21 protein-coding genes and 1 pseudogene are annotated in these 22,926 nt (G+C 59.2%); 10 read left to right on the top strand and 12 right to left on the bottom strand.

What is annotated here, in order from left to right; genetic code table 11:
* Positions 1 to 310 precede the first annotated feature (310 nt).
* Positions 311 to 940 (top strand): hypothetical protein, encoded by a 630-nt coding sequence (locus BM403_RS15240; RefSeq protein ID WP_093543793.1) that lies wholly within the window; start codon positions 311 to 313, stop codon positions 938 to 940.
* A 740-nt stretch (positions 941 to 1,680) separates the two neighbouring features.
* On the opposite strand, the gene BM403_RS15235 is transcribed toward BM403_RS15240, so the two are convergent.
* The 3 genes from BM403_RS15235 to BM403_RS15225 form a co-directional block, all read right to left on the bottom strand.
* Positions 1,681 to 2,064, bottom strand: a complete 384-nt coding sequence (locus tag BM403_RS15235) for a hypothetical protein (RefSeq protein ID WP_093543508.1) — start codon at positions 2,062 to 2,064, stop codon at positions 1,681 to 1,683.
* A gap of 89 nt (positions 2,065 to 2,153) precedes the next feature.
* Positions 2,154 to 2,444, bottom strand: a complete 291-nt coding sequence (locus tag BM403_RS15230; protein WP_256577168.1) for a hypothetical protein — start codon at positions 2,442 to 2,444, stop codon at positions 2,154 to 2,156.
* Positions 2,445 to 2,653: 209 nt separating this feature from the next.
* The gene (locus BM403_RS15225) at positions 2,654 to 3,049 is read right to left on the bottom strand and encodes a DUF6957 family protein (protein WP_093543503.1); all 396 of its coding nucleotides are present in this window, start codon (positions 3,047 to 3,049) and stop codon (positions 2,654 to 2,656) included.
* Between the two features lie 130 nt (positions 3,050 to 3,179).
* Here BM403_RS15225 and BM403_RS15220 point away from each other — a divergent pair, with 130 nt between their 5' ends.
* Positions 3,180 to 3,641 (top strand): helix-turn-helix domain-containing protein, encoded by a 462-nt coding sequence (locus BM403_RS15220; protein ID WP_092204637.1) that lies wholly within the window; start codon positions 3,180 to 3,182, stop codon positions 3,639 to 3,641.
* Positions 3,642 to 3,672: 31 nt separating this feature from the next.
* On the opposite strand, the gene BM403_RS31505 is transcribed toward BM403_RS15220, so the two are convergent.
* Positions 3,673 to 3,933 (bottom strand): hypothetical protein, encoded by a 261-nt coding sequence (locus BM403_RS31505; RefSeq protein ID WP_139237974.1) that lies wholly within the window; start codon positions 3,931 to 3,933, stop codon positions 3,673 to 3,675.
* A 15-nt stretch (positions 3,934 to 3,948) separates the two neighbouring features.
* On the opposite strand from BM403_RS31505, the pseudogene BM403_RS15215 reads away from it, so the two are divergent.
* Positions 3,949 to 4,557, top strand: a pseudogene (locus tag BM403_RS15215) (mechanosensitive ion channel family protein); the annotation flags it as partial.
* Here the strand turns inward: BM403_RS15215 and BM403_RS15210 are convergent.
* The 3 genes from BM403_RS15210 to BM403_RS15200 form a co-directional block, all read right to left on the bottom strand.
* Positions 4,554 to 5,423 (bottom strand): carboxylate/amino acid/amine transporter, encoded by an 870-nt coding sequence (locus BM403_RS15210; RefSeq protein WP_015885274.1) that lies wholly within the window; start codon positions 5,421 to 5,423, stop codon positions 4,554 to 4,556. The pseudogene BM403_RS15215 and the gene BM403_RS15210 overlap by 4 nt on opposite strands.
* A gap of 202 nt (positions 5,424 to 5,625) precedes the next feature.
* Positions 5,626 to 6,225, bottom strand: coding sequence for an FMN-dependent NADH-azoreductase (locus BM403_RS15205; protein WP_046035996.1), 600 nt, complete (start codon positions 6,223 to 6,225; stop codon positions 5,626 to 5,628).
* Between the two features lie 150 nt (positions 6,226 to 6,375).
* Positions 6,376 to 6,690 carry a 3-phosphoglycerate kinase gene (locus BM403_RS15200; RefSeq protein ID WP_043205731.1) on the bottom strand — a complete coding sequence of 105 codons (315 nt, stop codon included), beginning with the start codon at positions 6,688 to 6,690 and terminating at the stop codon, positions 6,376 to 6,378.
* Between the two features lie 49 nt (positions 6,691 to 6,739).
* On the opposite strand from BM403_RS15200, the gene BM403_RS15195 reads away from it, so the two are divergent.
* The 4 genes from BM403_RS15195 (at position 6,740) to BM403_RS15180 (ending at position 10,963) form a co-directional block, all read left to right on the top strand.
* Positions 6,740 to 7,663: a PA3225 family LysR-type transcriptional regulator gene (locus BM403_RS15195; protein ID WP_015885277.1), complete on the top strand. Its 924-nt coding sequence runs from the start codon at positions 6,740 to 6,742 to the stop codon at positions 7,661 to 7,663.
* Between the two features lie 14 nt (positions 7,664 to 7,677).
* Positions 7,678 to 8,481 (top strand): alpha/beta fold hydrolase, encoded by an 804-nt coding sequence (locus BM403_RS15190; RefSeq protein ID WP_015885278.1) that lies wholly within the window; start codon positions 7,678 to 7,680, stop codon positions 8,479 to 8,481.
* Positions 8,482 to 8,484: 3 nt separating this feature from the next.
* Positions 8,485 to 9,048 carry a peptidylprolyl isomerase A gene (locus tag BM403_RS15185; protein WP_015885279.1) on the top strand — a complete coding sequence of 188 codons (564 nt, stop codon included), beginning with the start codon at positions 8,485 to 8,487 and terminating at the stop codon, positions 9,046 to 9,048.
* Between the two features lie 82 nt (positions 9,049 to 9,130).
* Positions 9,131 to 10,963, top strand: a complete 1,833-nt coding sequence (locus BM403_RS15180; protein WP_046035995.1) for an ABC transporter ATP-binding protein — start codon at positions 9,131 to 9,133, stop codon at positions 10,961 to 10,963.
* Positions 10,964 to 11,262: 299 nt separating this feature from the next.
* On the opposite strand, the gene BM403_RS15175 is transcribed toward BM403_RS15180, so the two are convergent.
* Positions 11,263 to 12,387: a GNAT family N-acetyltransferase gene (locus BM403_RS15175; protein WP_093543500.1), complete on the bottom strand. Its 1,125-nt coding sequence runs from the start codon at positions 12,385 to 12,387 to the stop codon at positions 11,263 to 11,265.
* 284 nt (positions 12,388 to 12,671) lie between these two features.
* Here BM403_RS15175 and BM403_RS15170 point away from each other — a divergent pair, with 284 nt between their 5' ends.
* Positions 12,672 to 14,015 (top strand): putative porin, encoded by a 1,344-nt coding sequence (locus tag BM403_RS15170; RefSeq protein WP_093543497.1) that lies wholly within the window; start codon positions 12,672 to 12,674, stop codon positions 14,013 to 14,015.
* 106 nt (positions 14,016 to 14,121) lie between these two features.
* Here the strand turns inward: BM403_RS15170 and BM403_RS15165 are convergent, their stop codons facing one another.
* The 4 genes from BM403_RS15165 to hrpA all read right to left on the bottom strand — a co-directional run bounded on the left by BM403_RS15165 (position 14,122) and on the right by hrpA (position 20,461).
* A complete protein-coding gene (locus BM403_RS15165) occupies positions 14,122 to 14,367 on the bottom strand; it encodes an anti-sigma factor family protein (RefSeq protein ID WP_015885283.1) in 246 nt (81 codons plus the stop codon).
* Positions 14,361 to 14,975 carry an RNA polymerase sigma factor gene (locus tag BM403_RS15160; RefSeq protein ID WP_046035993.1) on the bottom strand — a complete coding sequence of 205 codons (615 nt, stop codon included), beginning with the start codon at positions 14,973 to 14,975 and terminating at the stop codon, positions 14,361 to 14,363. The genes BM403_RS15165 and BM403_RS15160 overlap by 7 nt, the downstream gene beginning before the upstream one ends.
* Positions 14,976 to 15,119: 144 nt before the next feature.
* On the bottom strand, positions 15,120 to 16,241 hold the full coding sequence (locus BM403_RS15150; RefSeq protein ID WP_046035992.1) for a beta-ketoacyl-ACP synthase III: 1,122 nt from the start codon (positions 16,239 to 16,241) through the stop codon (positions 15,120 to 15,122).
* Positions 16,242 to 16,549: 308 nt separating this feature from the next.
* Complete coding sequence (gene hrpA, locus BM403_RS15145) at positions 16,550 to 20,461, bottom strand: ATP-dependent RNA helicase HrpA (protein ID WP_093543493.1); 3,912 nt, start codon at positions 20,459 to 20,461, stop codon at positions 16,550 to 16,552.
* A 395-nt stretch (positions 20,462 to 20,856) separates the two neighbouring features.
* On the opposite strand from hrpA, the gene BM403_RS15140 reads away from it, so the two are divergent.
* Together BM403_RS15140 and BM403_RS15130 are read left to right on the top strand one after the other, a co-directional pair.
* On the top strand, positions 20,857 to 21,483 hold the full coding sequence (locus tag BM403_RS15140; RefSeq protein ID WP_064052683.1) for a hypothetical protein: 627 nt from the start codon (positions 20,857 to 20,859) through the stop codon (positions 21,481 to 21,483).
* Between the two features lie 23 nt (positions 21,484 to 21,506).
* Positions 21,507 to 22,745 carry a hypothetical protein gene (locus BM403_RS15130; RefSeq protein WP_139237973.1) on the top strand — a complete coding sequence of 413 codons (1,239 nt, stop codon included), beginning with the start codon at positions 21,507 to 21,509 and terminating at the stop codon, positions 22,743 to 22,745.
* The last annotated feature ends 181 nt before the right edge of the window (positions 22,746 to 22,926 follow it).

Below are 22,926 nucleotides of genomic sequence, written 5' to 3'. Positions count from 1 at the left end.
TTGCTGGTGGCGACATGACATTAAGCATTGATCTAAGCACCTTTCCAGCGTTATGCCAGCGCCCTCCGCTGGGCATAACATGATCACTGTATGAATATACACCTATAAGGAGCGATTGGCTTCCGTATGCCCCATCCAGGATCACCTGTCCGATGGAAGGATCTCTGGTCAGCGTGTTCAAGCGGGCATGAAATCGGAGCGCCTGGCTTACTTTTTTTCGCTTCTTTTTTTTGCTTTTTTAAAAAAGCATCATTTGATTTTATTTTTATACCATGGGATGCTCTACCGCATCTGCCAGGAGATCCATCCCATGAACGACATTATTTCGCTCATCGAAAACGCCGCGAAGACGAAGAACGACCTAGCGTCCGCATCTATCCGCATGCCCAAGGAGCTTTACTCCTTCATCGAAGGTTTAGCTGATCAGCTTGATCTGAGTCGCCAGGAGACAATGCTTAAACTGCTTGAGAAGGGGGTTGAAGCCGCTAAGGTTGCTCTTAAGCTTGATGACGAAGAGCAAGCGGCGGTAGACATCGAGTCACTCGAACCATCGAGCTTCCACCTTCTAAATACGAACAAGCGTCACTCATTGGAAGACCATGACCGCATGCTCAGCGAGGGTAGCGCAGCAGCCTTTTATAGCCCCTGGAAGCACAACATTGACCGTATACAGAAAGGTGATGTGGTCTTCTTGTACGAGAATGGCAAAGGAATCGTCGCATTCGGCCAAGGCACTGGTGAAACTGAAAAGCGTGAGCATCACGGCTATCTCGAAGAGTGCCACTTTCAACGACTGATGGATTTCACCATCCTGGACAAGCCAATTTCAGCCGCTGAGATCAAGAAAACGGTGCAGAAAAACGTCGTATTCTTGCGCACCATGTCCCCCATGCCCGATGGCAAGTTGCTGCTGGATCTCATCCAGAAGCGTTCTGCGTGAAGTCTCCTCGGGCCTAATATAAAACACGGTACTCTGCCCCCGATTGATGCGGCGTCAAAATACAAAGCCTCTAGCGCAGTAATACGCAGGTGAGGCTTGCTTCTACAATCATCGAGATAACGCCGCACGTTGTGGCCAAAGGTGCGAGCAGAGCGCTCCGGCCAGACGGGCCAAAGGCTTGAGGATGTAAGCCCGGAGGGCCAAAACCTGGCGCAGTCAGGGTTTGGTTCACGCCAGCCGTACCCCGGAGGGGTCAAGCCCAAAGCAGAAGCAATGTGAACTGCTGCCTCACTCCCTTTTTAAGGGCTAGATATCATTGACTGTAGAATTTACATTGGGCTACGGAAGTACAAGGAAGCGAGACATACTCACCATCGCTGAAAGGGTCTAGTAAAGATGGACGCATACCAGCGCCGCCGACGTTTCCAATTTTGGCTGGGCTCATTTCCAATTTTAGTGGGCTTTACCGTTCTAATTCTTGCGATGATTCTGGCGGGCAAAGGGGCCAAGGTAACCCCTCGAGAACCCGATGGGGTGAGCTTGAGTCAGCAAACGAAGTCTGCCTCTCAAAATACCAACCAGAAAACATCAATTCTGGCAGTGTCCCCAATAGCAAGTATCCCGATGCTGCAGGCTCAGTAGCTCATCCCAACGCATACCTCGGAAACATGTCGGTGAACGTCCGGCGAAGCCATCTACGCTCTAAACTCCGCAATTAGCGCTTTCCCTCCACTCTAAAATCACTGCAGCACTCGCGGGGTTATGTGATGCTGCCCTTGTGAGAGACGCAGGAAGTCACGAAGACTGGCACGCCCATTACCCCTCTGAAACGTCGCTAGTACGTACCGCGAGTTCTCCGTCGTCATCACCCAAAACCTCCCCTCGCGTTCGACTTTCAACACGTCAGAAGTCCTGATTAGGTGGCCATCACCAAACCGCCCATACTGGTCTTTACGTTTGTGGCCAAACACCACACCGATACCTGCTCGTGACCTGATGGAAACACCGCAGAGGTAAGCGGTCACTGGCACATCAAAGCCTTGCTCCTGGGCTTTAATGATTCGCTTGAGATCGAAATCCGTGTGGCGTTTTCCGTGGAAATTTACGTCTATCGTGTCGAGCATCACTGCGCTCCGGTGCTATTCCGCAAAGGGTTATCAGGAGTTCCGCACGGAACCAGACGCGTTGGTACCCTGCAGGATTTTCGGTAATCTCAATGCCCCTGAATCATGCTCGAGAGAAAAACAGGCCTCAGGTTTTCCAGCGCTTCAATCTGGAAGTCTCGCTGGTGTGAGGTGTGGTACACCGCTCCCTTAGCCACTTCCAGCAAGCAAATTTCAGAACCAGACCTGTCCTCACCTACAGTTACTCTGATTAACCGCTCCATCTGCCAGCCTCCGGACTTATTCATCCAAGATGGCGTCACAGCCATAATCTCGGTGATAGCTAAATCCGCAGCTTGGCTTACCAACATTTTTTGCAGCTGGTGGGTGTCGTCAATCATCACCGCGCACTCACTGAGCCGCCCCTCGTTTTCGACGCTCACGGTTAAGTGATACCAAGGCGTTCGGAGCAGCCTTGAGACTCCACGCCAATGAGACACGCCTTCCCCGAACATTCCTGGGACGCCTATCAGGTCGTTGTCTAATGTTCTGAACATGTGTCGCCTCAAGCTGCTGGCGCCCGTCAGTTGCCCAGCAGAACCGGTGGTTATCAGAAAAGGGAAAAAATCGCTTCGATAGAAGCAGACTTACGATGGCCTGGCCCGAGCAAGACGTAGACCGTGTTGCGTGTTTCGAATAGATAGCCTTCCTTGAAAGCTGTGCCCATGCTTGAGCGCACCCAATGGCCTGGCTCGAAACGCCTCTGCTCGTCGTCCACAACTTTGTGGGCAAACATAAACATTGGCTGGCAGCCTGCAGCGGTAACTTTCGCTCGCTCCGCGTCGGTGACGACGGCGTCCAGGATGATCCATTCCTCAACGGCGCAGAGTGGCATCCATTTGTAGCGCTTTCTGGCTGCATGCATCGCTGCCTCAAGACCGTGCTCAGAACCCATCAGGCTGACACCGGGATCGCCCAACAGACCGTCTTCGATGATCCCATCCACGGCCCAACCCCTCTCTGTCAATATTCAATAATTAGCGGCTGAGGCGTAATACCGCCACGACGACAAATATATCTGTTTGTGTGGCGGTAGGCAAATACGACATACCGTCTCTTTTTATTGGGATAGTGAAATGTCGCTGCGGAAATCTTATGCAGCAGTAGTTCAACTGCTTCGCACTCGGAAAGGCTTGTCTCAAGCAAAACTCGCGGGCTCGTTAACACAAGCCCACGTGAGCGAGCTAGAGCTCGGTAGAAGCTCAGCGACCATCGAAATGAGTGCCCGACTTGCCTCAGCGCTGAAAGTAGAGCCAATTACTTTGCTGGCACTCGCTGCTGCCTCCCATGAGAAGTGCACAGTGCGGGAAGCTCTCCTGGCTGCGCTGGCTGAGGCTGAATCCCTAGGGCTAGCGGACACTCTTCTGCCAACCGAACCACAAGTTATGGATCCGTCTAGAGTGTTGGAAGCCAAGAGAAAATGGTTGGCCGTGCAAGAGCTGAAGGCGAAAGGGCTCAGTCAGAGTGAGGCAGCGAAACATCTAGGGGTGCCTGAATCTACGTTGCGTCGGTTGTGGCATCAGACGCTTAAAGATTAAGGCTGGTGCGGCGTATGCATCAACTGGGCAATTAGCTAACTGAGAATCTTGCATTGGGAATCAGCAGCCCCACCAGGCTGGTGCCAAAATTCACGCTTTCAGGCGGCAGGAGCGAGGTAGATCTGAAAGGGCAAGCAAGGTCAGGATTTACTCCAGAGACGTGGTTTTCCAGACACCACAGCTCTCCCCTATCAATGTTGAGATCTTGCCTGCCCTGTCCATTTTTCTGGAAAAAGATGGACAGATGCGATTGTCTGTAAGTGATTGTTTTTAAATATTTTCGAATGTCCATTTTAAGGCCCTCTCACGGGTGTCGATCTTCGACAAGACCATCGTCTCCATCCCTACCTGGCGCCTGATGTCCGAGTCGTTCAAGAACTGGCGCGGCATGCAGGCCTCCGGCGGACGGCGCATCAAGCGCAGCCTGTTTATCGACGCCAGCGGCGTGCGCTTCCTGCGCGACGACGAAGAACTGCGCATGACCCAGGTGCACCTGCTCACCGACTACATCGGGCGCAAGCAGGCTGAGCTCAAGGCCTGGAACGAAGCCCAGGGCCACAGCGCACAGCTGTCGGCCAACCGCCGCCGCATGACCAACCTCGGCACCTTTCGCGCCTATGCCCTGGCCTACCTGAAAAGCCATCCGGACATCCAGCCGAACATGACCTGCATGGTGCGCCAGATGCAGACCACCGCCCAGGGCGTGCCGCTGGAGATCTACTGCTTTACCCGCACCACGGCGTGGGCGGATTACGAGCGGATCCAGGGGGACATTTTTGATTACCTGCTCGCGGTGTTGCCGGAATTTGGCTTGAGTTTGTATCAGCAGCCGAGTGGGAATGACTTGCGCGCGGGGGTGTTGCCGGCGGTGTTGGGGGCCAGTCATTTGCCGGCCCCTGAAAGTCGCGCTGGCTAAACCACGGAGCGGTTGGGCGCCTTCACGCCCAACCGACTGATCCACACCGCCGCCAGAATCACCAACCCACCCAATGCCAGTCGCCCCAACGGCTCGTGCTGGTTCCAGATCAGCAGGTTCAGCAGCAACCCCACCGGCACATGCAGGTTGTTCATCACCGCCAGGGTGCCGCCCTGCACCAGGCAAGCCCCCTTGTTCCACCAGTACATGCCCAGCGCAGTGCTGACCAACCCGAGGAACACCAACACACCCCATTGCAGCGGCGCTTCAGGCAGGAAGTTGGCTTTGCCGAACAGCAGGAATGCCGGCAATACCACCAGCAACGCGCCCAGGTAGAAATAACCGAAGCGTCGGTAGTGCGGCAGGTCGCTCGGGTAACGCGCCACCAAATGTTTGTACATCACTTGCCCGGCGGCATAGGTGAAGTTGGCCAGTTGCAACAGCAGGAAGCCTCCGAGGAAGTGCGGGGTGATCTGGTCGAAACGGATCACCGCCGCGCCCGCCACCGCGACCAGCGCGGCGATCAGCGCCCAAGGGTTGAAGCGCCGGTTCAGGGCGTCTTCGATCAGGGTCACGTGCAACGGCGTGAGGATGGTGAACAGCAACACCTCCGGCACCGTGAGCACGCGAAAGCTCAGGTACAGGCACACGTAGGTCACGCCAAACTGCAGCGCGCCGATCACCAGCATGCCCCGCATGAACGCCGGTTCTACCGAGCGCCAGCGGGTCAGTGGGATAAACACCAGACCGGCCAGCAACACACGCACCAGCACCGCGAAGTAACTGTCGACGTGACCGGCGAGGTATTCGCCGATCAAGCTGAAGGAAAATGCCTGAATCAGGGTGACAACCAGTAAGTAGCCCATGCGCGCCTCATTTCGAATGGGCGGGACATTAAAGGTTTTCGGCGAGTGAAGAAACTCGGGGTAAAAAAAACCCGACCTCGCTAAAGCGTCAGTCGGGCGGTAGCACTCAGGAGCAAAAGTGCAAAGGGAGGTTCGTTACGCGTACTTGAAGGGTTTGCGTGGAGCGATATAAACACTGCGCGATTATGTGGCGATTAAAGGATCAAGCGACCTGTGCCAGCAGCGCCTTGGCGTGGTTGATGCCCTTCTCCTGGAAGTCCCCGCTCAAATTCACCCCTTCGGCGTGAATGAACGTGACATCGTGAATCCCGATAAACGCCATGACCTGACGCAGGTAGGGTTCCTGGTGATCAGAGCTGGCACCGGTATGGATGCCGCCGCGAGCGGTGAGCACGACGGCACGCTTGCCGGTGAGCAGACCCTGAGGGCCGGTGGCGGTGTACTTGAAGGTCACGCCGGCTCGCAACACATGGTCCAGCCAGGCCTTGAGGGTGCTGGGGATGGCGAAGTTGTACATCGGCGCGGCCATTACCAGCACGTCGGCGGCCAACAGTTCGTCGGTCAATTCGTTGGAGCGATCCAGGGACGCCTGTTCGTGGCCATTGCGCTGATCCGCCGACTTCATCCAGCCGCCGAGCAGGTTGGCGTCCAAGTGCGGCACCGGGTTGAGGGCCACGTCACGCACGGTGATCTGATCCGCCGGGTGGGCGGCCTGCCATTGGCTGATGAACTGCTGGGTCAGTTGGCGAGAGATCGAATCCTGCTGGCGGGCACTGCTTTCGATGATCAGAACATTGGACATGGCGTTGTAGGCTCCATCTGTAATTGCTGTAAGTCGATGGAGTGAAGATTAAACAGAGCCAATTCGATTAAAAAGCGCAAAAAACTGCTATAACCCATCTATAAATTTGTTTATAGGCGGAGTGCGCCGTGGGCATGCTCCGCTGCAGCGTTACTTGGGTGCGCAGGTCAGTGCAATGCGCATCTTGATAATGGCGCGGTTGAACTTGACCGTGGTGTTGGTGCTTTTGCCTGCCGGCACCGTGACCGTTCTACGACGCGGCGCTTCCGGGCCGTTGGTGAAGATTACCGAGCAGACGGCGTCCTGGGTGCCGTAGTTATTGAGTTGGATCGAACTGATATCGCCGTCCACATCGGAGGCGGTGTAATCGATGCTCACGCCGTCGATCTTTTTAGTCACGTCGATCGGGTAGGCAAACGCGCTCATCGGCAGCAGCGCCAGCAACACACAACAGAATTTTCTCATTCGGCAGTCTCCAATAAGGACCGCCAGCTTAGGACAAGAGGAACCCATCTTGAAAGCGCCCCGCGTTACCCTCGATCAATGGCGCACGCTGCAAGCCGTGGTCGACCATGGCGGCTTCGCCCAGGCGGCCGAAGCGCTGCACCGTTCGCAATCCTCGGTGAGCTACACCGTGGCCCGCATGCAAGACCAGCTCGGCGTGCCGCTGCTGCGCATCGATGGGCGCAAGGCGGTCCTCACCGACGCCGGTGAAGTGCTGCTGCGCCGCTCCCGGCAATTGGTAAAAAACGCCAGCCAACTGGAAGACCTCGCCCACCATATGGAGCAGGGCTGGGAAGCCGAAGTACGCTTGGTGGTGGACGCGGCGTATCCGAACGCACGCCTGGTGCGCGCGCTCACCGCGTTCATGCCGCAAAGCCGTGGTTGCCGGGTGCGCCTGCGTGAAGAGGTGTTGTCGGGCGTTGAGGAGTTGTTGATTGAGGGCGTCGCCGACCTGGCGATCTGCGGCTTCAGCATCCCCGGTTACCTGGGCACGGAAATGAGCGACGTAGAGTTTGTCGCCGTGGCCCATCCCGAACATGCCTTGCACCGCATGCACCGCGAACTGAGCTTCCAGGACCTGGAAAGCCAGATGCAGGTGGTGATCCGCGACTCCGGCCGCCAGCAACCGCGCGACGTCGGCTGGCTCGGTGCCGAACAGCGCTGGACAGTCGGCAGCCTGGCCACCGCCGCCGCCTTTGTGGGCAGCGGCCTGGGCTTCGCCTGGTTGCCTCGGCACATGATCGAACGCGAACTCGCCGAGGGGGTGCTCAAGCAGCTACCCTTGGAACAGGGCGGCAGCCGCCACCCCACGTTCTACCTGTATTCCAACAAGGACAAACCCTTGGGGCCGGCGACGCAGATCCTCGTGGAACTGCTGCGCACCTTTGACACCGCCCCGCTGGACGCGCCTTTCGCCGCGCCCCGGCAGGCCTGAAACGGAGTTCACCGATGGCCTGGTTCGACCACGAAGGCTGCAGCCTGCACTACGAGGAATACGGCCACGGCACGCCGCTGATCCTGATCCACGGCCTGGGTTCCAGCAGCCAGGATTGGGAGTTGCAGGTTCCGGTACTGGCCAGGCATTACCGCCTGATCGTGGTGGATGTGCGTGGCCACGGGCGCTCGGATAAACCGCGCGAACGCTACAGCATCCAAGGGTTCACCCACGACGTGCTCGCCCTTATCGAGCACCTGCACCTGCCGCCGGCGCATGTGGTGGGCCTGTCGATGGGCGGCATGATCGCCTTCCAATTGGCCGTGGACGAGCCTGCGCTCGTTAGAAGCCTGTGCATCGTCAATAGCGCGCCCGAGGTCAAGGTGCGCAGTGCCGACGACTATTGGCAGTGGGCCAAGCGCTGGACCCTCGCGCGGGTGCTCAGCCTGGCCACCATCGGCAATGCGCTGGGTGAACGGCTATTCCCCAAACCGCACCAGGCCGACCTGCGCCGCAAGATGGCCGAGCGCTGGGCAAAAAACGACAAACGTGCTTATCTCGCCAGCTTCGATGCGATTGTGGGCTGGGGCGTGCAGGAACGACTTTCGAGGATAACCTGTCCAACCCTGGTCATCAGCGCCGACCACGACTACACCCCCGTGGCGCAGAAAGAAAACTATGTAAAACTGCTGCCCGATGCGCGACTGGTGGTGATCGAAGATTCCCGCCATGCCACGCCCTTGGATCAACCCGAAGTCTTTAACGCAACCCTGCTCGATTTTCTAAAGACAGTCGAAACCACTACCCAGGATCACTGACCCATGCTGAAAAAAATCGCCTTCTTTGCCGGTTCTGTTTTGTTCGCTGCTAACCTGATGGCGGCCCAGCCGGCCAAGGCGCCCCACGTATTGATCACTACCACCAACGGTGACATCGAGATCGAACTGGACCCGGTCAAGGCGCCGATCAGCACCAAGAACTTCCTGGCCTATGTCGATAAAGGCTTCTACACCAACACGATTTTCCACCGCGTGATCCCAGGCTTCATGGTCCAGGGCGGCGGTTTCACCCAGGCAATGACACAAAAACCCACTGATGCACCGATCAAGAACGAAGCCAACAACGGCCTGCATAACGTACGTGGCACCCTGTCCATGGCGCGTACCAGTGACCCGGATTCGGCCACCAGCCAGTTCTTCATCAACGTGGCCGACAATGCCTTCCTCGACCCAGGCCGTGATCGCGGTTACGCGGTATTCGCCAAAGTGGTCAAGGGCATGGACGTCGTTGATGTGATCGTCAACTCGCAGACCACCACCAAGCAGGGCATGCAGAACGTGCCAATCGATCCTGTGTACATCAAGTCGGCCAAGCGCATCGACTGAGATAGCAGGTAGTTCCGCGCGCAGCCCACAAGGCCGCGCGCGCATTTGAACAGGAGAGCCCGCGCGGCGGGCGTCAACCCTAATGCTCTATCGTCGTTTTGAACAACTGATCGATATTTTCCGCGATGCCCCTGGCGCCGCTCCTCCCGATAAAGTCCTGCCCTTCTATCTCTTCTACCTGCGCCAAGTGTGGCCGTGCTTCGCCGCGTTGCTGGTGGTGGGCCTGGTCGGCGCCCTGATCGAAGTGGCGCTGTTCAGCTACCTCAGCCGCATCATCGACCTGGCCCAGGGCACGCCACCGGCGAACTTCTTCCAGATCCACAGCACTGAGCTGATCTGGATGGCCGTGGTCGCCCTGCTACTGCGTCCGATTTTCAACGGCCTGCATGACTTGCTGGTGCACCAGACCATCAACCCTGGCATGACCAGCCTGATCCGCTGGCAGAACCACAGCTACGTGCTCAAGCAGAGCCTGAACTTCTTCCAGAACGATTTCGCCGGACGTATTGCCCAACGCATCATGCAAACCGGTAACTCGTTGCGTGACTCGGCGGTAGCGACGGCGGAAGCCATCTGGCACGTGTCGATCTACGCGATCACCTCCCTGGTGTTGTTTGCAGAAGCCGACTGGCGGCTGATGATTCCGTTGATCACGTGGATCGTTGGTTACTGCCTGGCCTTGCGTTACTTCGTGCCGCGGGTCAAGGAACGTTCGGTGATCTCCTCCGAAGCACGCTCCAAACTCATGGGGCGTATCGTCGACGGCTACACCAACATCACCACCTTGAAACTGTTCGCCCATACGCAGAATGAGCAGGAGTACGCCAAGGAAGCGATCATCGAGCAGACCGAAAAGACCCAATTGGCCGCACGCGTGCTCACCAGCATGGATGCGGTGATCACGGTCCTGAACGGCCTGCTGATCGTCACCACCACCGGCCTTGCGTTGTGGCTGTGGACCCAGTCGCTGATTACCGTGGGCGCCATCGCCCTGGCCACAGGGTTGGTGATTCGCATCGTCAACATGTCCGGTTGGATCATGTGGGTGGTCAACGGCATTTTCGAAAACATCGGCATCGTGCAGGACGGTCTGAAAACCATCGCCCAGCCGCTGGCCGTGATCGACCGCGACAACGCCCCGCGCCTGAGCGTCCCCCATGGCGAAGTGCGCTTTGAGCAGGTGGATTTCCACTACGGCAAGAAGAGCGGGATCATTGGCGGCCTCAACCTTGAGATCAAGGCCGGTGAAAAAATCGGCCTGATCGGCCCGTCCGGTGCGGGCAAGTCGACCCTGGTCAACCTGCTGCTGCGTCTCTATGACCTGCAAGGCGGGCGCATCCTGATCGACGGCCAGAACATTGCAGAGGTCGCCCAGGAAACACTGCGCGAGCAAATCGGCATGATCACCCAGGACACCTCGCTGCTGCACCGTTCGATCCGCGACAACTTGCTGTACGGCAAGCCGGATGCAACCGAGGAAGAGCTCTGGGCGGCGGTGCACAAGGCGCGCGCCGATGAGTTCATTCCGCTGCTGTCGGACGCCGAAGGCCGTACCGGGATGGACGCACACGTGGGCGAGCGCGGGGTAAAACTCTCCGGCGGGCAGCGTCAACGCATTGCCATCGCCCGCGTGCTGCTCAAGGACGCGCCGATCCTGATCATGGACGAAGCCACCTCGGCGCTGGACTCGGAAGTGGAAGCCGCGATCCAGGAAAGCCTGGAGACCCTGATGCAGGGTAAGACAGTGATCGCGATTGCGCACCGCTTGTCGACCATTGCACGGATGGACCGCCTGGTGGTGCTGGAGAAAGGCCAGATTGCCGAGAGCGGCAGCCACGCCGAATTGCTGGAGCACGGCGGGTTGTATGCACGGTTATGGCAGCACCAGACCGGGGGTTTTGTCGGCATCGATTGATGCCACGGCTTTCTAAATGGGGGAGCAGGCTTGCTGTGGTGAACAGGCTTACTGTGGTGAACAGGCTTGCCCCGCGCTGGGCTGCGCAGCAGCCCCAACCCCTGCCACTGCAGTTTGCCTGCAAGAGTGCAGTGCCCTGGTCAGGGTCGCTTCGCAACCCAGCGCGGGGCAAGCCCGCTCACCACAAATACCACCTGCCCTTTCTTCGACGTGTCATCCACGGTTCCCTCACCGACGGACTCTGCTGCCCATCTATGCAGCAGAATCACTCGCGCGCACAACAGGATATAGCACGCCCTTTACACCTGCCGATAAGGCAGGGCTGCCCTCGCCTCTTCGGCATACGCCACAATCCCCACCCGCTCGCGCTCAAGGAAATCCTCCACGGCGTTCTTCAACCCCGGATGACGCAGGTAGTGCCACGAGCGCGTAATCACCGGTTCAAACCCGCGAATCAATTTGTGCTCGCCCTGTGCCCCCGCGTCGAAGCGTTGCAGGCCGTGGGCGATGGCGTAGTCCATGCCCTGGTAGAAGCAGGTTTCGAAGTGCAGGCGATCGAACTCTGCCAGGCAGCCCCAGTAGCGGCCATAGAAGCTGTCGCCGCCGATCAGGCTGAAGGCCATGGCCACCGGGCGTGTGCCTTGTTTGGCCAGCACCACGCGGATCGATTCGGGCATGCGCTCGGCCAACAGGCTGAAAAACGCGCGAGTCAGGTAAGGCGATTGGCGGCGCACGGCGTAGGTGTTGGCGTAGCAGGCGTAGACGAAATCCCACTGGGCTTCGCTCAGTTCATGGCCTTGCAGCCACTCGAAGTCGATCCCCTGCCCCGCCACTTGTTCACGCTCTTTGCGCATTTGTTTGCGCTTGCGTGAACTCAAGGCGTCGAGGAAGTCCTGGAAGTCGCGGTAGCCGCGGTTCTGCCAGTGAAACTGACACCCCAAGCGCTGCAACCAGCCAGGTTGTTGGGCCAGTGCCTCATCGGCCAGGTCATCGGTGAAGTTGATGTGGGCACTGGAGAGCCCTTCGATTTCCAGGTAACCCGGCAGGCTTTTGAGCAGCTCGAAACCGTCCTCGGCACGGGCCGCCAACAGGCGTGGGCCACCCACGGGACTGAACGGCACCGCCGTCAGCAGCTTGGGGTAGTAATCGATACCGGCCCGCTCACAGGCATCGGCCCAACCGTGATCAAACACGTACTCGCCGTAGGAATGCCACTTGCGATAACTGGGTAACGCCGCCACCAGTCGATCGCCCTCCCAATGCAACAGATGCTCCGGTTGCCAGCCCGATTGCGGACCCAGGCTGGCGCTGTCTTCCAACGCGCTCAGGAACGCATGGCGCACGAACGGCTGGCCCTGTGGCACCAGCGAATCCCAGGCTTTCGGGGCGATTTCGGACAGGCTGTCCAGGCGTTGCAACGGCATCGGCATCCTCACTACTTCAGGGCGTGAAAGCTTGGCGAGTATCGCTGATCGCCGGCCTTCGCACACCCCCGATTCGCGCGACAAGGCTCTAAACCAATAGTTCCGAAGATGAATAATTTGTCATGTAGATGACATCACTTAGCCACTGCGGCGTCATAAACGATCGTGATACTGACGCCTGTTTTTAGAGCGCCTGGTTCTATCAGGTGGTTATGTGTTCCGTCCGTCATCGGTCGGTTGTGTCCTGGATGGTTTGCCATCCCTCCTCACCTTCGGAGATTGATATGCGTCTTGCTTCCACTAAAACTGCGGCGGTCCTGTGCGGCGGCCTGTTACTGGCCCTGAGCGTTCCGGCCAGCGCTGCAGTCGACGCTAAATTGCTCGACATGCTCAAGGCCAACGGCCAGATCACCGCTGCGCAGTACACTGAACTGCAAAGCGAATTGGCCAAAGACCAGAAAGAACAGCAGATCGCACGGCAAGCTCAACAAGAGACCAACGAACAGATCGCGGCCACCGCGAAAAAAACCAACGAGCTGAGCAGCTTCGACCAGAAGCTGGCCTGGGCCGCCAAGACTCAGTTCAAGGGTGATGTGCGCATGCGCCACGAGACCATCAAGGTCGAAGGCGAAAATGGCGTCACCCGCGCCGGCGTCACCGGCCGTGACAAAGATCGCGAACGGATCCGCGCGCGCCTCGGCGCCTACACCGAGATCAACCCGCAGGTGGACACCGGTATTCGTATCGCCACCGGCGGCGGCAGCGATGCGCGCTCCACCAACCAGGACCTGGACGGCTACTTCGATAAAAAATCGATCTGGCTGGACCTCGGCTACATCGACTACCACCCCGACCAGATCAAGAACCTGCACATCATTGGCGGCAAAATGCTGCAGCCGTGGGTCAACATGGGCGACGTGATTTGGGATAGCGACATCAACCCCGAAGGCCTGGCAGTCACCTACAAGTACCCACTGGGTGTCAGCGCCGAGCTGTTCGGCAGCCTGGGTAACTACAACCTCAAGGACAACGTGGACGGCGACGGCGTGCAGTACCGCCACGACCTGCGCCTGACCACCGGCCAGTTGGGCACCCGTTTCTCGGTGACCGACAACCTGAAAGTGACCCTGGGCGGCAGCATCTACGCCTACCAGAACGACGAAGACAGCCGTGCCTCCGGGACCAGCACCCCGAACGTACTGGCGACCAACGGCAACACGCCAAACGGCGAGTTCCGCTTGTATGAAGGTTTCAGCCAAGTCGATATCGGCGGCCTGGCAGTGCCTCTGGCGTTCTACGGCCAGTACGTAAAAAACAACGACGCTATCGACGATGCCGACACTGCCTGGTTGTTGGGTGCCAAGTCCAAGGTGTTCGGCTTCAACCTGGACTACAACTATCGCGACGTAGAGAAAAACGCCGTAGTGGGTGCCTTTACCGACTCGGACTTCGGCGGCGGCTTCACCGGCTCCCGTGGCCACAAGTTCAAAGTCGGCTATGACATCGACAAGAACTTCGCCATCGGCGCCACCTACTTCCTGACCAAGACCGACACCTACAGCCGCACACTCGTGGACCGTAGCGCGAAAGCCAACACCTTCCAGCTGGACGCAGAAGCCAAGTTCTAACTGCACGCGTCATAAGCCTTGGGCCAGGACGGCCCGAGGTGGCTCTACAGCCTTGCGTGGGTGGATCGGTCCCCATCATCCGTCCGATTCAACCACGCGAGCCTGCTTATTCCCCGCCTTTGTGATCCTTGAGCCGCTCGGCAGCCAGCCGCTGCGCCAGGGCATCCACACCCTCTACCGGCTCATCCGGCATAATCTTCAGCGTCGCCTGCAGCAGGCGCATCTGGCGGATAAACCGACGGCAGTTCGGGCAGAACATCAAGTGATGACGCACCAGCAGACGCTCGCGAAAGGTCAATTGCCCATCGAGGTAATCACTGGAACGTGCCACTTGCTCTTTACAGGTCAACATTCGCCCGTTTCCTCAAAATGCTCCACCGAGGCGAAGACTTTAAGCCGCGCCCGATGCAACAGCACACGGACATTGGAGAGCGACAGCGTCAGAAGATTACAGATCTCTTCCAGCTCGAGGCCCTGGCGCTCACGCAGCACCAGCACGCTGCTTTGCAACTCCGACAGGCTCAGCAACGTATGCTCCAGGCATTGGCGCAGTTCATCTTCGGTCAGCAGCGCTTCCGGGGTGTCTTGATGCCAGGCGTAGGGGGCGACGGCCCAGTGGCCATCGTCCGGGGAAAAGCGCTCGTCACCGATGGTGCCATGGGGCGAAGGCAAATCGTCGAGCAACACCTCACGACGGTTCTGCTTGTAGCGGCCCTTGGCGGCGTTGGCGGTGATGGTCAGCAGCCAGGTCTTGAGGCTGGAGCGCCCTTCGAACTTGGCCAGGTTGCGTACCACCGACAGCCAGGCGTCCTGCACGACTTCGTCGGCGTGGCGCTGGCCGACGATGGCATAGGCCACCGCCCGCATGGCGCTCTGGTAGGTGGTGACCAATTCCTTGTAGGCCCGCTGCTCACCCTTGAGCAGGCGTTCAAGCAGGTGCGCGTCGTCCGCTGCTGCCATGTCTACCTCGATTCCACCGTGGAAACCCGATTCCTGTGGGAGCAGGCTTGCCTGCGATGCAGACACCTTGGTGTATCAGTCACACCGCAGTGATGCTATCGCAGGCAAGCCTGCTCCCACATTTGACCGCGTTCGACCGACCAATCAGCGCTTGCGCAGGATCACGCTGCCGATCGAATAGCCCGCACCAAACGAACTGAGCACTGCCACGGAGCCCTTGGGCAAATCATCCTGGTAGGTGTGAAACGCAATCACCGAACCCGCCGAGCTGGTGTTGGCGTAGGTATCGAGGATCACCGGCGCTTCTTCCACCGAGGCTTCGCGGCCCAGCAGTTTTTTCACGATCAGGTGGTTCATGCTCAGGTTGGCCTGGTGCAGCCAGAAGCGCTTCACATCGGCCACGTTCAACTGGTTCTCTTCCAAGTGCACGCCGATCAATTCCGCCACCATCGGGCATACGTCACGGAACACCTTGCGGCCTTCCTGCACGAACAGCTTGTCCGGCGCGCCGACGCCCTCTTCCGCGGCGCGGTTGAGAAAGCCGAAGTTGTTGCGGATGTTATTGGAGAACTTGGTCAGCAACTTGGTGCTCACCACGTCGAACTGATGCTCGGAGGTCGCCAGGTCGGCGCGCTCCAGCACCACGGCAGTGGCCGCATCACCAAAGATGAAGTGGCTGTCACGGTCGCGGAAGTTCAGATGCCCGGTGCAGACTTCCGGGTTGACCATCAGGATCGCCCGCGCCTGGCCCAATTGGATGCTATTGGCGGCGTTCTGGATGCCGAAGGTGGCCGAAGAACAGGCCACGTTCATGTCAAAGCCAAACCCTTCGATGCCCAAGGCTTCCTGGACTTCAATGGCGATGGCCGGGTAAGCGCGTTGCAGGTTGGAGCAGGCGACGATCACACCGTCGATGTCGGCGGCAGTCTTGCCGGCGCGTTGCAGGGCTTGCTCGGCGGCGCCGACGGCCATCTGGCAGAGCACCGACCACTCGTCGTTGCTGCGCTCGGGCAGGCGCGGGGCCATGCGCTGCGGGTCGAGAATGCCGTCTTTGTCCATCACGAAGCGACTCTTGATGCCCGAGGCTTTCTCGATGAAGGCCGCGCTGGATTCGGTCAGCGGCTGCACGTCACCGCGCTCGATGGCGGCGGCGTTATCGCTGTTGAACTGATGCACGTAAGCATTGAAAGACTGCACCAGCTCTTCGTTGGAGATGCTGTTGGCCGGGGTGTACAGGCCAGTGCCGCTGATGACGACTTTATGCACGGTCGTTCCTCTAAATCTGTCAGGCAGAAGATATTGGTACCGTCGTACCAAACTGTAAGTAGTCCAATGCCGCCCAGCGGACATCAAACTGGCGTCGCTTTATTCCATCGCGCCGCAGCCCTTCACGACGATCCCGGCATTTATAACCGCGAAGTTTGCCACAAACCTCGAAATTTGGCGCTATCTGTGGGAGGGGGCTTGCCCCCGATAGCGGTGGGCCAGTCAACACATCCTTTACTGACAGACCGCAATCGGGGGCAAGCCCCCTCCCACACTGGACCTGTATTGACCTGGAAACCGTGTAAATATCAGGCCTCTACCAGACTCCAGTGTTTGCTCAGACGCTTGTCGGAAATCGGCACCTTGGTCCCCAACTGCTGGCCAAACAACGACACCCGATATTCCTCCAACCACCAGCGGTAAAGCTCCAGCTGGGGATCGCGCTTGCCTTCTTGGGCGTGTTTTTTCAGGCGGTTTTCGTACTGCGTCCACAAGCCACTCAGCTCGCCACTCCATACCCGGTCTTTTTGCACCTGGCTCGGCAGTTTCTCCAGGCGCAATTCGATGGCCTTGAGGTAACGCGGCAACTCCTTGAACCACTGCGCCGGGGTTTCCCGCACAAAACCGGGATACACCAGGTTGCTCAGTTGCTGCTTGATATCGTTCAGGGCCACGGCCTGGGCCAGGTCGATCTTGCCTTTGAAGCGTTTTTGCAGGCCGTGCCAGAGTTTCAGCACCTCCAGGGTCAGGCGCGCTAAACGCTCGGCGTGTTCGGTCCAACTGCCACGCTTACGCTCGGCCAAGGCCGCCAAACCGGCGCCATCACGCGGCAGGCTGGCTTCGCCTTCGAGTACGCAGGTGTCGAGGCTGGCCAACAGGATGTCTTCCACCAGCGCATCGATGCGCCCCAGTTCGCGGTACATCAGCCCCAATTCGGTCAGACCCGGTAATTTGCCACGCAGGAACTTCGCCGGTTCCGCCAGTTGCTGCATCAGCAAGCGTTGTAAGGCGCGGCGATGCTGGAATTCAGCCTCGGCGGCGGTGGAGAAGCGCCCTTCCTTGACCGTGCCGTTGTCTTCCACCAGTGCTGGGTACACCGTCATCGACAGCCCGGCGATCTTCTGCTGAGTCTTTTCCGCCACCGCCGCAAACACTTTGGCCTCGACCGGCTGCTGGCTTTTCGCGGTTTGCGGCACGGCCAACGCGGCCTGGCTGGCCTCGGCGAAGCGCGCCGTCAGTTCAGCCAGGTCGCGGCCTTCGCCGAGGAACTTGCCCTCGCCGTCGACCACTTCCAGGTTCATCTTCAGGTGGTTTTCGACCTGCTGCGCGGCTTCGGCCCAGGCTTCATCGCTGACCCGCGCCCCTGTCATGCGCAGCAATTCACGGCCCAGCGCCTGGGGCAACGAGCCCTGGCCGAACTCGATCCGTTGCAGGGCGGCCTTGACGAAGTCCGGCACCGGCACGAAATTCTTGCGCAGCGCCTTGGGCAGGTTGCGCACCAGGGCGATGCATTTGGCTTCGATCACCCCCGGCACCAGCCACTCCAGGCGCTCCGGCGGCAGGGCCGGCAGCAACGGAGCCGGCACGCGCAGGGTCACGCCGTCACGCGGGTGGTTGGGTTCGAAGTGGTAACTCAAGGCCAGTTCCAGGTCGCCCAGGTGCAGGGTGTCCGGGTAATGCGCGGCGGTGACTTCACTGGCTTCGCGGGCCAGCACATCTTCCTCGCGCATGATCAGCAGTTGCGGGTCTTTCTGGCTGTTGACCTTGTACCAACTGTCGAAGGTCGCGGTCTGGTGAATCTCCGCCGGCAAGCGCGCATCGTAGAAGGCGAACAGGGTTTCTTCATCCGCCAGGATGTCGCGACGACGCGCCTTGGCTTCGAGTTCGTCGAGCTGTTCCAGCAACTGCTGGTTGGCCGTGAGGCATTTGGCTCGCGACTGGATCTCGCCACGCACCAGGCCTTCGCGGATAAACAGCTCGCGCGACACCACCGGGTCAATCGGCCCGTAATGCACCGGCCGGCGGCCGACCACAATCAGGCCGAACAGGGTGATCTGCTCAAAGGCCACGACTTGGCCGCGCTTCTTCTCCCAGTGCGGTTCGAAGTGGTTTTTCTTGATCAGGTGCCCGGCCAGCGGCTCGATCCAGTCCGCGTCGATCTTGGCGACCATGCGCGCATACAGCTTGGTGGTTTCCACCAGTTCGGCAGTCATCAACCATTGCGGGCGCTTTTTGCCGATGCCCGAGGACGGGTGAATCCAGAAACGCCGCTGACGTGCGCCGAGGTAATCGCCGTCTTCGGTCTTCTGGCCGATCTGGCTGAGCAGGCCGGACAGCACCGCCTTGTGCAGTTTCGGGAAGTCCGCCGGCTCTTTATTGACGGTCAGCTGCATGTCGCGGCAAATCAGGCTCAACTGGCGATGGGAGTCGCGCCACTCGCGCAGGCGCAGGTAGTTGAGGAAGTTCTTGCGACACCAGTTACGCAACGGGCTGGCGGTCAGTTCCTGGCGTTGCTCTTCAAAGCCGCGCCACAGATTGACCAGACCGGCGAAGTCCGAATCCGGGTCTTTCCACTGTGCGTGGGCCTGGTCGGCGGCCTGTTGACGCTCCGGCGGCCGCTCGCGCGGGTCCTGGATCGACATGGCGCTGGCGACGATCAGCACTTCCTGCAAACTGCCGAGCTTGGCGGCTTCGAGCAACATGCGGCCCATGCGCGGGTCGACCGGCAGGCGCGCCAGCTGGCGGCCCAACGGGGTGAGCTGGCTGTTACGGTCCACTGCCGAAAGCTCTTGCAGCAGGTTGAAACCATCACTGATGGCCTTGCCGTCCGGCGGTTCGATAAATGGGAAATCGGTGATTTCGCCGAGGCGCAGGTGCAGCATCTGCAGGATCACGGCGGCGAGGTTGGTGCGCAGGATCTCAGGGTCGGTAAATTCCGGACGGCCGATAAAGTCTTCTTCGCTGTACAAGCGAATGCAGATGCCGGGCTCGACCCGACCGCAACGGCCTTTACGCTGGTTGGCGCTGGCCTGGGAAATCGCTTCGATCGGCAGGCGCTGCACCTTGGCGCGGTAACTGTAGCGGCTGATGCGTGCGGTACCGCTGTCGATCACATAACGAATGCCCGGCACGGTCAGCGAGGTTTCCGCGACGTTGGTCGCCAGCACCACGCGCCGGCCCGGATGAGACTGGAAGATGCGCTGCTGTTCGGCCGGCGACAGGCGCGCGTACAACGGCAGGATTTCGGTGTGCTTGAGCTGTGCCTTGCGCAACATGTCGGCAGCGTCGCGAATCTCGCGCTCCCCCGGCAGGAACACCAGCACATCGCCGGGGCTGCGCCGCTCGCTGCGCTCATAAGCGGCGATTTCGTCGAGGGTCGCGAGGATCGCCTGATCGACCGTCAAGTCGTCTTCGACACGGTTGCCCTCCTCGTCCTGTTCCAGGGTCAGCGGGCGATACCAGGTGTCCACCGGGAAGGTGCGGCCCGACACCTCGACAATCGGCGCATCGTCGAAGTGCTTGGAGAAACGCTCCAGGTCGATGGTCGCCGAGGTGATGATGACCTTCAGGTCCGGGCGGCGCGGCAGCAGGGTCTTCAGGTAACCCAGCAGGAAGTCGATGTTCAGGCTGCGTTCGTGGGCTTCGTCGACGATGATCGTGTCGTAGCGTTCGAGGTAACGGTCGTTCTGGGTTTCCGCCAGCAGGATGCCGTCGGTCATCAGCTTGATCAGGGTATTGGAATCACTTTGGTCTTCAAACCGGACTTGATAGCCGACCAGCGCGCCAAGCGGCGTGGCGAGTTCTTCAGCGACGCGGCTGGCGACACTGCGCGCGGCGATCCGGCGCGGCTGGGTGTGGCCGATCAAACCGAACTGGCCACGACCGATCTCCAGGCAGATCTTCGGCAGCTGGGTGGTTTTACCCGAACCGGTTTCACCGGCAATGATCAGCACCTGATGCTTGAGCAGCGCGTCCTTGATTTCATCGCGCTTGGCCGCAATCGGCAGGCTGTCGTCATAGCGGATCACCGGCAGGCTGGCGCGCCGCGCCGTGACCTGTGCGCAGGACGCCTGCATGCGCGCCACCCACTGCGCCAGCTTTTCCTCGTCGGGCTTCTTGCGCAGCTCAAGCAACTGCCGGCGCAAGCGGTGGCGGTCGGCGAGCATGGCGTGGTCGAGGGTTTTGAGCAGTTGGTCGATAGTGGGTGCTTGGTCAGTCATCAGGTACGCAAAGGTCTTCTAGTGAGGCAGGTGAGCCTGCGGTGACGTGATCGTGGGTGGCAATTGTCGCAGATTTCAGTCGCTGTGAACGAGGCAAGCCATTTCAAAGCCGCAAAACCACCGCTTCATACAAGGGTGGCAGGCTGTTTGAGCCTGACGGGAACGTCCCAACCCACACCCTTACATGACTTTTCGCACGCAACCATCAGGGTTTTCTATATGGCTTGCCCATGACCCGGCGCGCTCTACTGCGGCACGCAAAAAACGCCTCCCTTGATGCCCAACGCTGCCCGCACCGGAAAAACTTCATGCCAAGCCCAACAGCCAATTTGCCCTCTCTCTCAACGACGTGGACCTCGCATGCGGCCCCCTCTTACACGGAGCAGGATCCTGCCTTGGAGCCGCGCGCACGTGCTGCCCAGACCTACGTCGATACGTTGGGCATGTACGCCGAAGATACGCATCCGGATTCGGTCAGGCAGCTCGAATCACGACGGCCATCGTCTCTTGCGCCGACTTACTGGCAAGCCATGGGCAGGGACAGCCCACTGCCTGAACAGGTGGGAAACACTCCTTCCATCGACGAGGACCCAGTGAGTTTTTCACCCAGCCTATCAGGCAGGGCGCTGGCGCAGGCGGTGAAGCATGTGGACCGCCTCAACCATGTGCTCGAACAGGCCGAGCAATTAGGCACGCTGTTGCTGGAGCGTGATCAGCAGGGCGGAACGTCCATCGACTTACAAACCGTGGTGACGCTTTGTCGCAAGTTGGATCAGCTCAGGTCTGCCTGGGCCGCTGGCGCATTTGCGGGGTCATCACGGATAGGCACGCAATTGGCCAGTCATTGCGCTCCCGTCCCGCGAACACTGCAGGAGGACGCTTTGAAAGCATTGATAAACAACCTGTGGGATGTTGCAAAAACGGAGTACCGGGATAAGTACCTGACCGACCCACTGAACGCAGACCACATTCTGGTAGACGTCTACAGGTTGGTTGAAGGCCTGAAAAATTCTCGAATCTGAAGCCATCACCCGGAGAAGCCCCTGTGATCAGACCCACACCGTTTTCACCCCCCGAGTCCGGCGCCACCCTGGGCCGGCTGGTACAACAAACCCACTTTATCCAGGGCGCCGTGGTTAAAAGCCTGGTCGATCAAGGGCACAGTCACCTGCTCGGGAACACCCGCAACCTCGAACACGCATTGCTTCGCCCCATCAGTCGAATGCCGGAAAGTGCGCCACAGGAAAAAGGGCATCAACTTCAAGCCTGGATGCACGTTTCAAGGCTCGACGCGGCGCTTGAGGCCTTCGACCAGGAAAGCCGCAAACGCTTTGCCCTGCAACCGGATGCAAACACACGCCTGCAAGCACTTACGCAACGCAATGAGCAACTGGCAACCCGCGTGGAAGCACGCAACGCCTTGCTGGATCGACGCGCCGCATGGGCGGCCGCCACCCCTCCAGCGTCCAGTGAGTTGGACCCGATCACCCTCCACGTCCTGCTACCTGCACCGCTGAACAGCAGGTTGACCGCGCAAGACCTGAAACAGGCCGTCAAACACGTCAACGCCCTGGATAAGGAGACGGGCCTGCTGGATGCTCACATCAAGCAACAACCGCACCCGTTGTCTCAAGTCGAAGAAGATATCTTTATCAAGCAACGTAACGCCCTGACCGAATACCGCAACGCCTGGGCAACGGGACGCCTGAAAGGCAGCAGTCAATTCACCACCACCGTTGGCCTCACCCCGGAGCGTAAACGCTTGGAGCAGAATCTTGAGCGCAACCATCAATCGGCACCGGTGGAACTGACGCTCCACCGACTGGAGCGCACGCTCGAAACCGCCCACCGCCACGGCGTGGGAGAAAAACTGTCGCCACAAGCGGTGAACGCGGCGCGCAATGCCCTGGCGAATTTACGCGATGCCTGGCGTAACGGCAGGCTTGATGGCAGTTCGGAGGCAGGCATGGACCCCATGCTGATTTTAACCTCGCCGAATAATCAGCGAATCAAACTGGAGCTGGCGGTTATCGAACATGCCTTTGTGCAACTGGACACCATCCCCCGCACGGAGCAAGCCGGCAGCGCCAAGGATCGCCAGGCGTTCAAAGCGTTGATTCAGTCGGCCAACAACCCCCATGTCAAACATGCCGCCATCCGTCAGCTTAAAGACGACAACAAACAGCGGGCGCTGATTGCTGAACTGAATACCGATTTGCACACCCTCTACACCGACCTCAGAAGCCACCTGGCCATTCACCACATAACCACGTCCCTTCCCTAACGTTGCCGGGATGAACCCAGGTAGGCAAAAGACTTATGGGGCTACTCCACAGAGATTCTGACTACAAAAAATGACCAGTTCATCCGACGGTTGAAAAGCAAAAGTCCGATTTTCCGTAAGCGCTGGCAGGCGCCCAATAAGTCATCCAGAGAGGTCTGGACAACCAGGATATTCCAACCTG

The organism is Pseudomonas sp. OV546 (assembly GCF_900116845.1).
In the GTDB taxonomy this organism is placed as follows: Bacteria; Pseudomonadota; Gammaproteobacteria; order Pseudomonadales; family Pseudomonadaceae; genus Aquipseudomonas; species Aquipseudomonas petroselini.
The sequence above is the reverse complement of the archived record's forward strand: the minus strand, read 5'-3'. Positions and strand labels throughout refer to the sequence as shown.

What these genes read in the sequence shown, in the direction of transcription:
- BM403_RS15240 (WP_093543793.1), top strand. Translation starts at nt 311, where the DNA reads ATGAACGACATTATTTCGCTCATCGAAAACGCCGCGAAGACGAAGAAC.
- BM403_RS15235 (WP_093543508.1), bottom strand. Translation starts at nt 2,064, where the DNA reads ATGCTCGACACGATAGACGTAAATTTCCACGGAAAACGCCACACGGAT.
- BM403_RS15230 (WP_256577168.1), bottom strand. Translation starts at nt 2,444, where the DNA reads ATGATTGACGACACCCACCAGCTGCAAAAAATGTTGGTAAGCCAAGCT.
- BM403_RS15220 (WP_092204637.1), top strand. Translation starts at nt 3,180, where the DNA reads ATGTCGCTGCGGAAATCTTATGCAGCAGTAGTTCAACTGCTTCGCACT.
- BM403_RS31505 (WP_139237974.1), bottom strand. Translation starts at nt 3,933, where the DNA reads ATGGACATTCGAAAATATTTAAAAACAATCACTTACAGACAATCGCAT.
- BM403_RS15210 (WP_015885274.1), bottom strand. Translation starts at nt 5,423, where the DNA reads ATGGGCTACTTACTGGTTGTCACCCTGATTCAGGCATTTTCCTTCAGC.
- BM403_RS15205 (WP_046035996.1), bottom strand. Translation starts at nt 6,225, where the DNA reads ATGTCCAATGTTCTGATCATCGAAAGCAGTGCCCGCCAGCAGGATTCG.
- BM403_RS15200 (WP_043205731.1), bottom strand. Translation starts at nt 6,690, where the DNA reads ATGAGAAAATTCTGTTGTGTGTTGCTGGCGCTGCTGCCGATGAGCGCG.
- BM403_RS15190 (WP_015885278.1), top strand. Translation starts at nt 7,678, where the DNA reads ATGGCCTGGTTCGACCACGAAGGCTGCAGCCTGCACTACGAGGAATAC.
- BM403_RS15185 (WP_015885279.1), top strand. Translation starts at nt 8,485, where the DNA reads ATGCTGAAAAAAATCGCCTTCTTTGCCGGTTCTGTTTTGTTCGCTGCT.
- BM403_RS15180 (WP_046035995.1), top strand. Translation starts at nt 9,131, where the DNA reads ATGCTCTATCGTCGTTTTGAACAACTGATCGATATTTTCCGCGATGCC.
- BM403_RS15175 (WP_093543500.1), bottom strand. Translation starts at nt 12,387, where the DNA reads ATGCCGTTGCAACGCCTGGACAGCCTGTCCGAAATCGCCCCGAAAGCC.
- BM403_RS15170 (WP_093543497.1), top strand. Translation starts at nt 12,672, where the DNA reads ATGCGTCTTGCTTCCACTAAAACTGCGGCGGTCCTGTGCGGCGGCCTG.
- BM403_RS15165 (WP_015885283.1), bottom strand. Translation starts at nt 14,367, where the DNA reads ATGTTGACCTGTAAAGAGCAAGTGGCACGTTCCAGTGATTACCTCGAT.
- BM403_RS15160 (WP_046035993.1), bottom strand. Translation starts at nt 14,975, where the DNA reads ATGGCAGCAGCGGACGACGCGCACCTGCTTGAACGCCTGCTCAAGGGT.
- hrpA (WP_093543493.1), bottom strand. Translation starts at nt 20,461, where the DNA reads ATGACTGACCAAGCACCCACTATCGACCAACTGCTCAAAACCCTCGAC.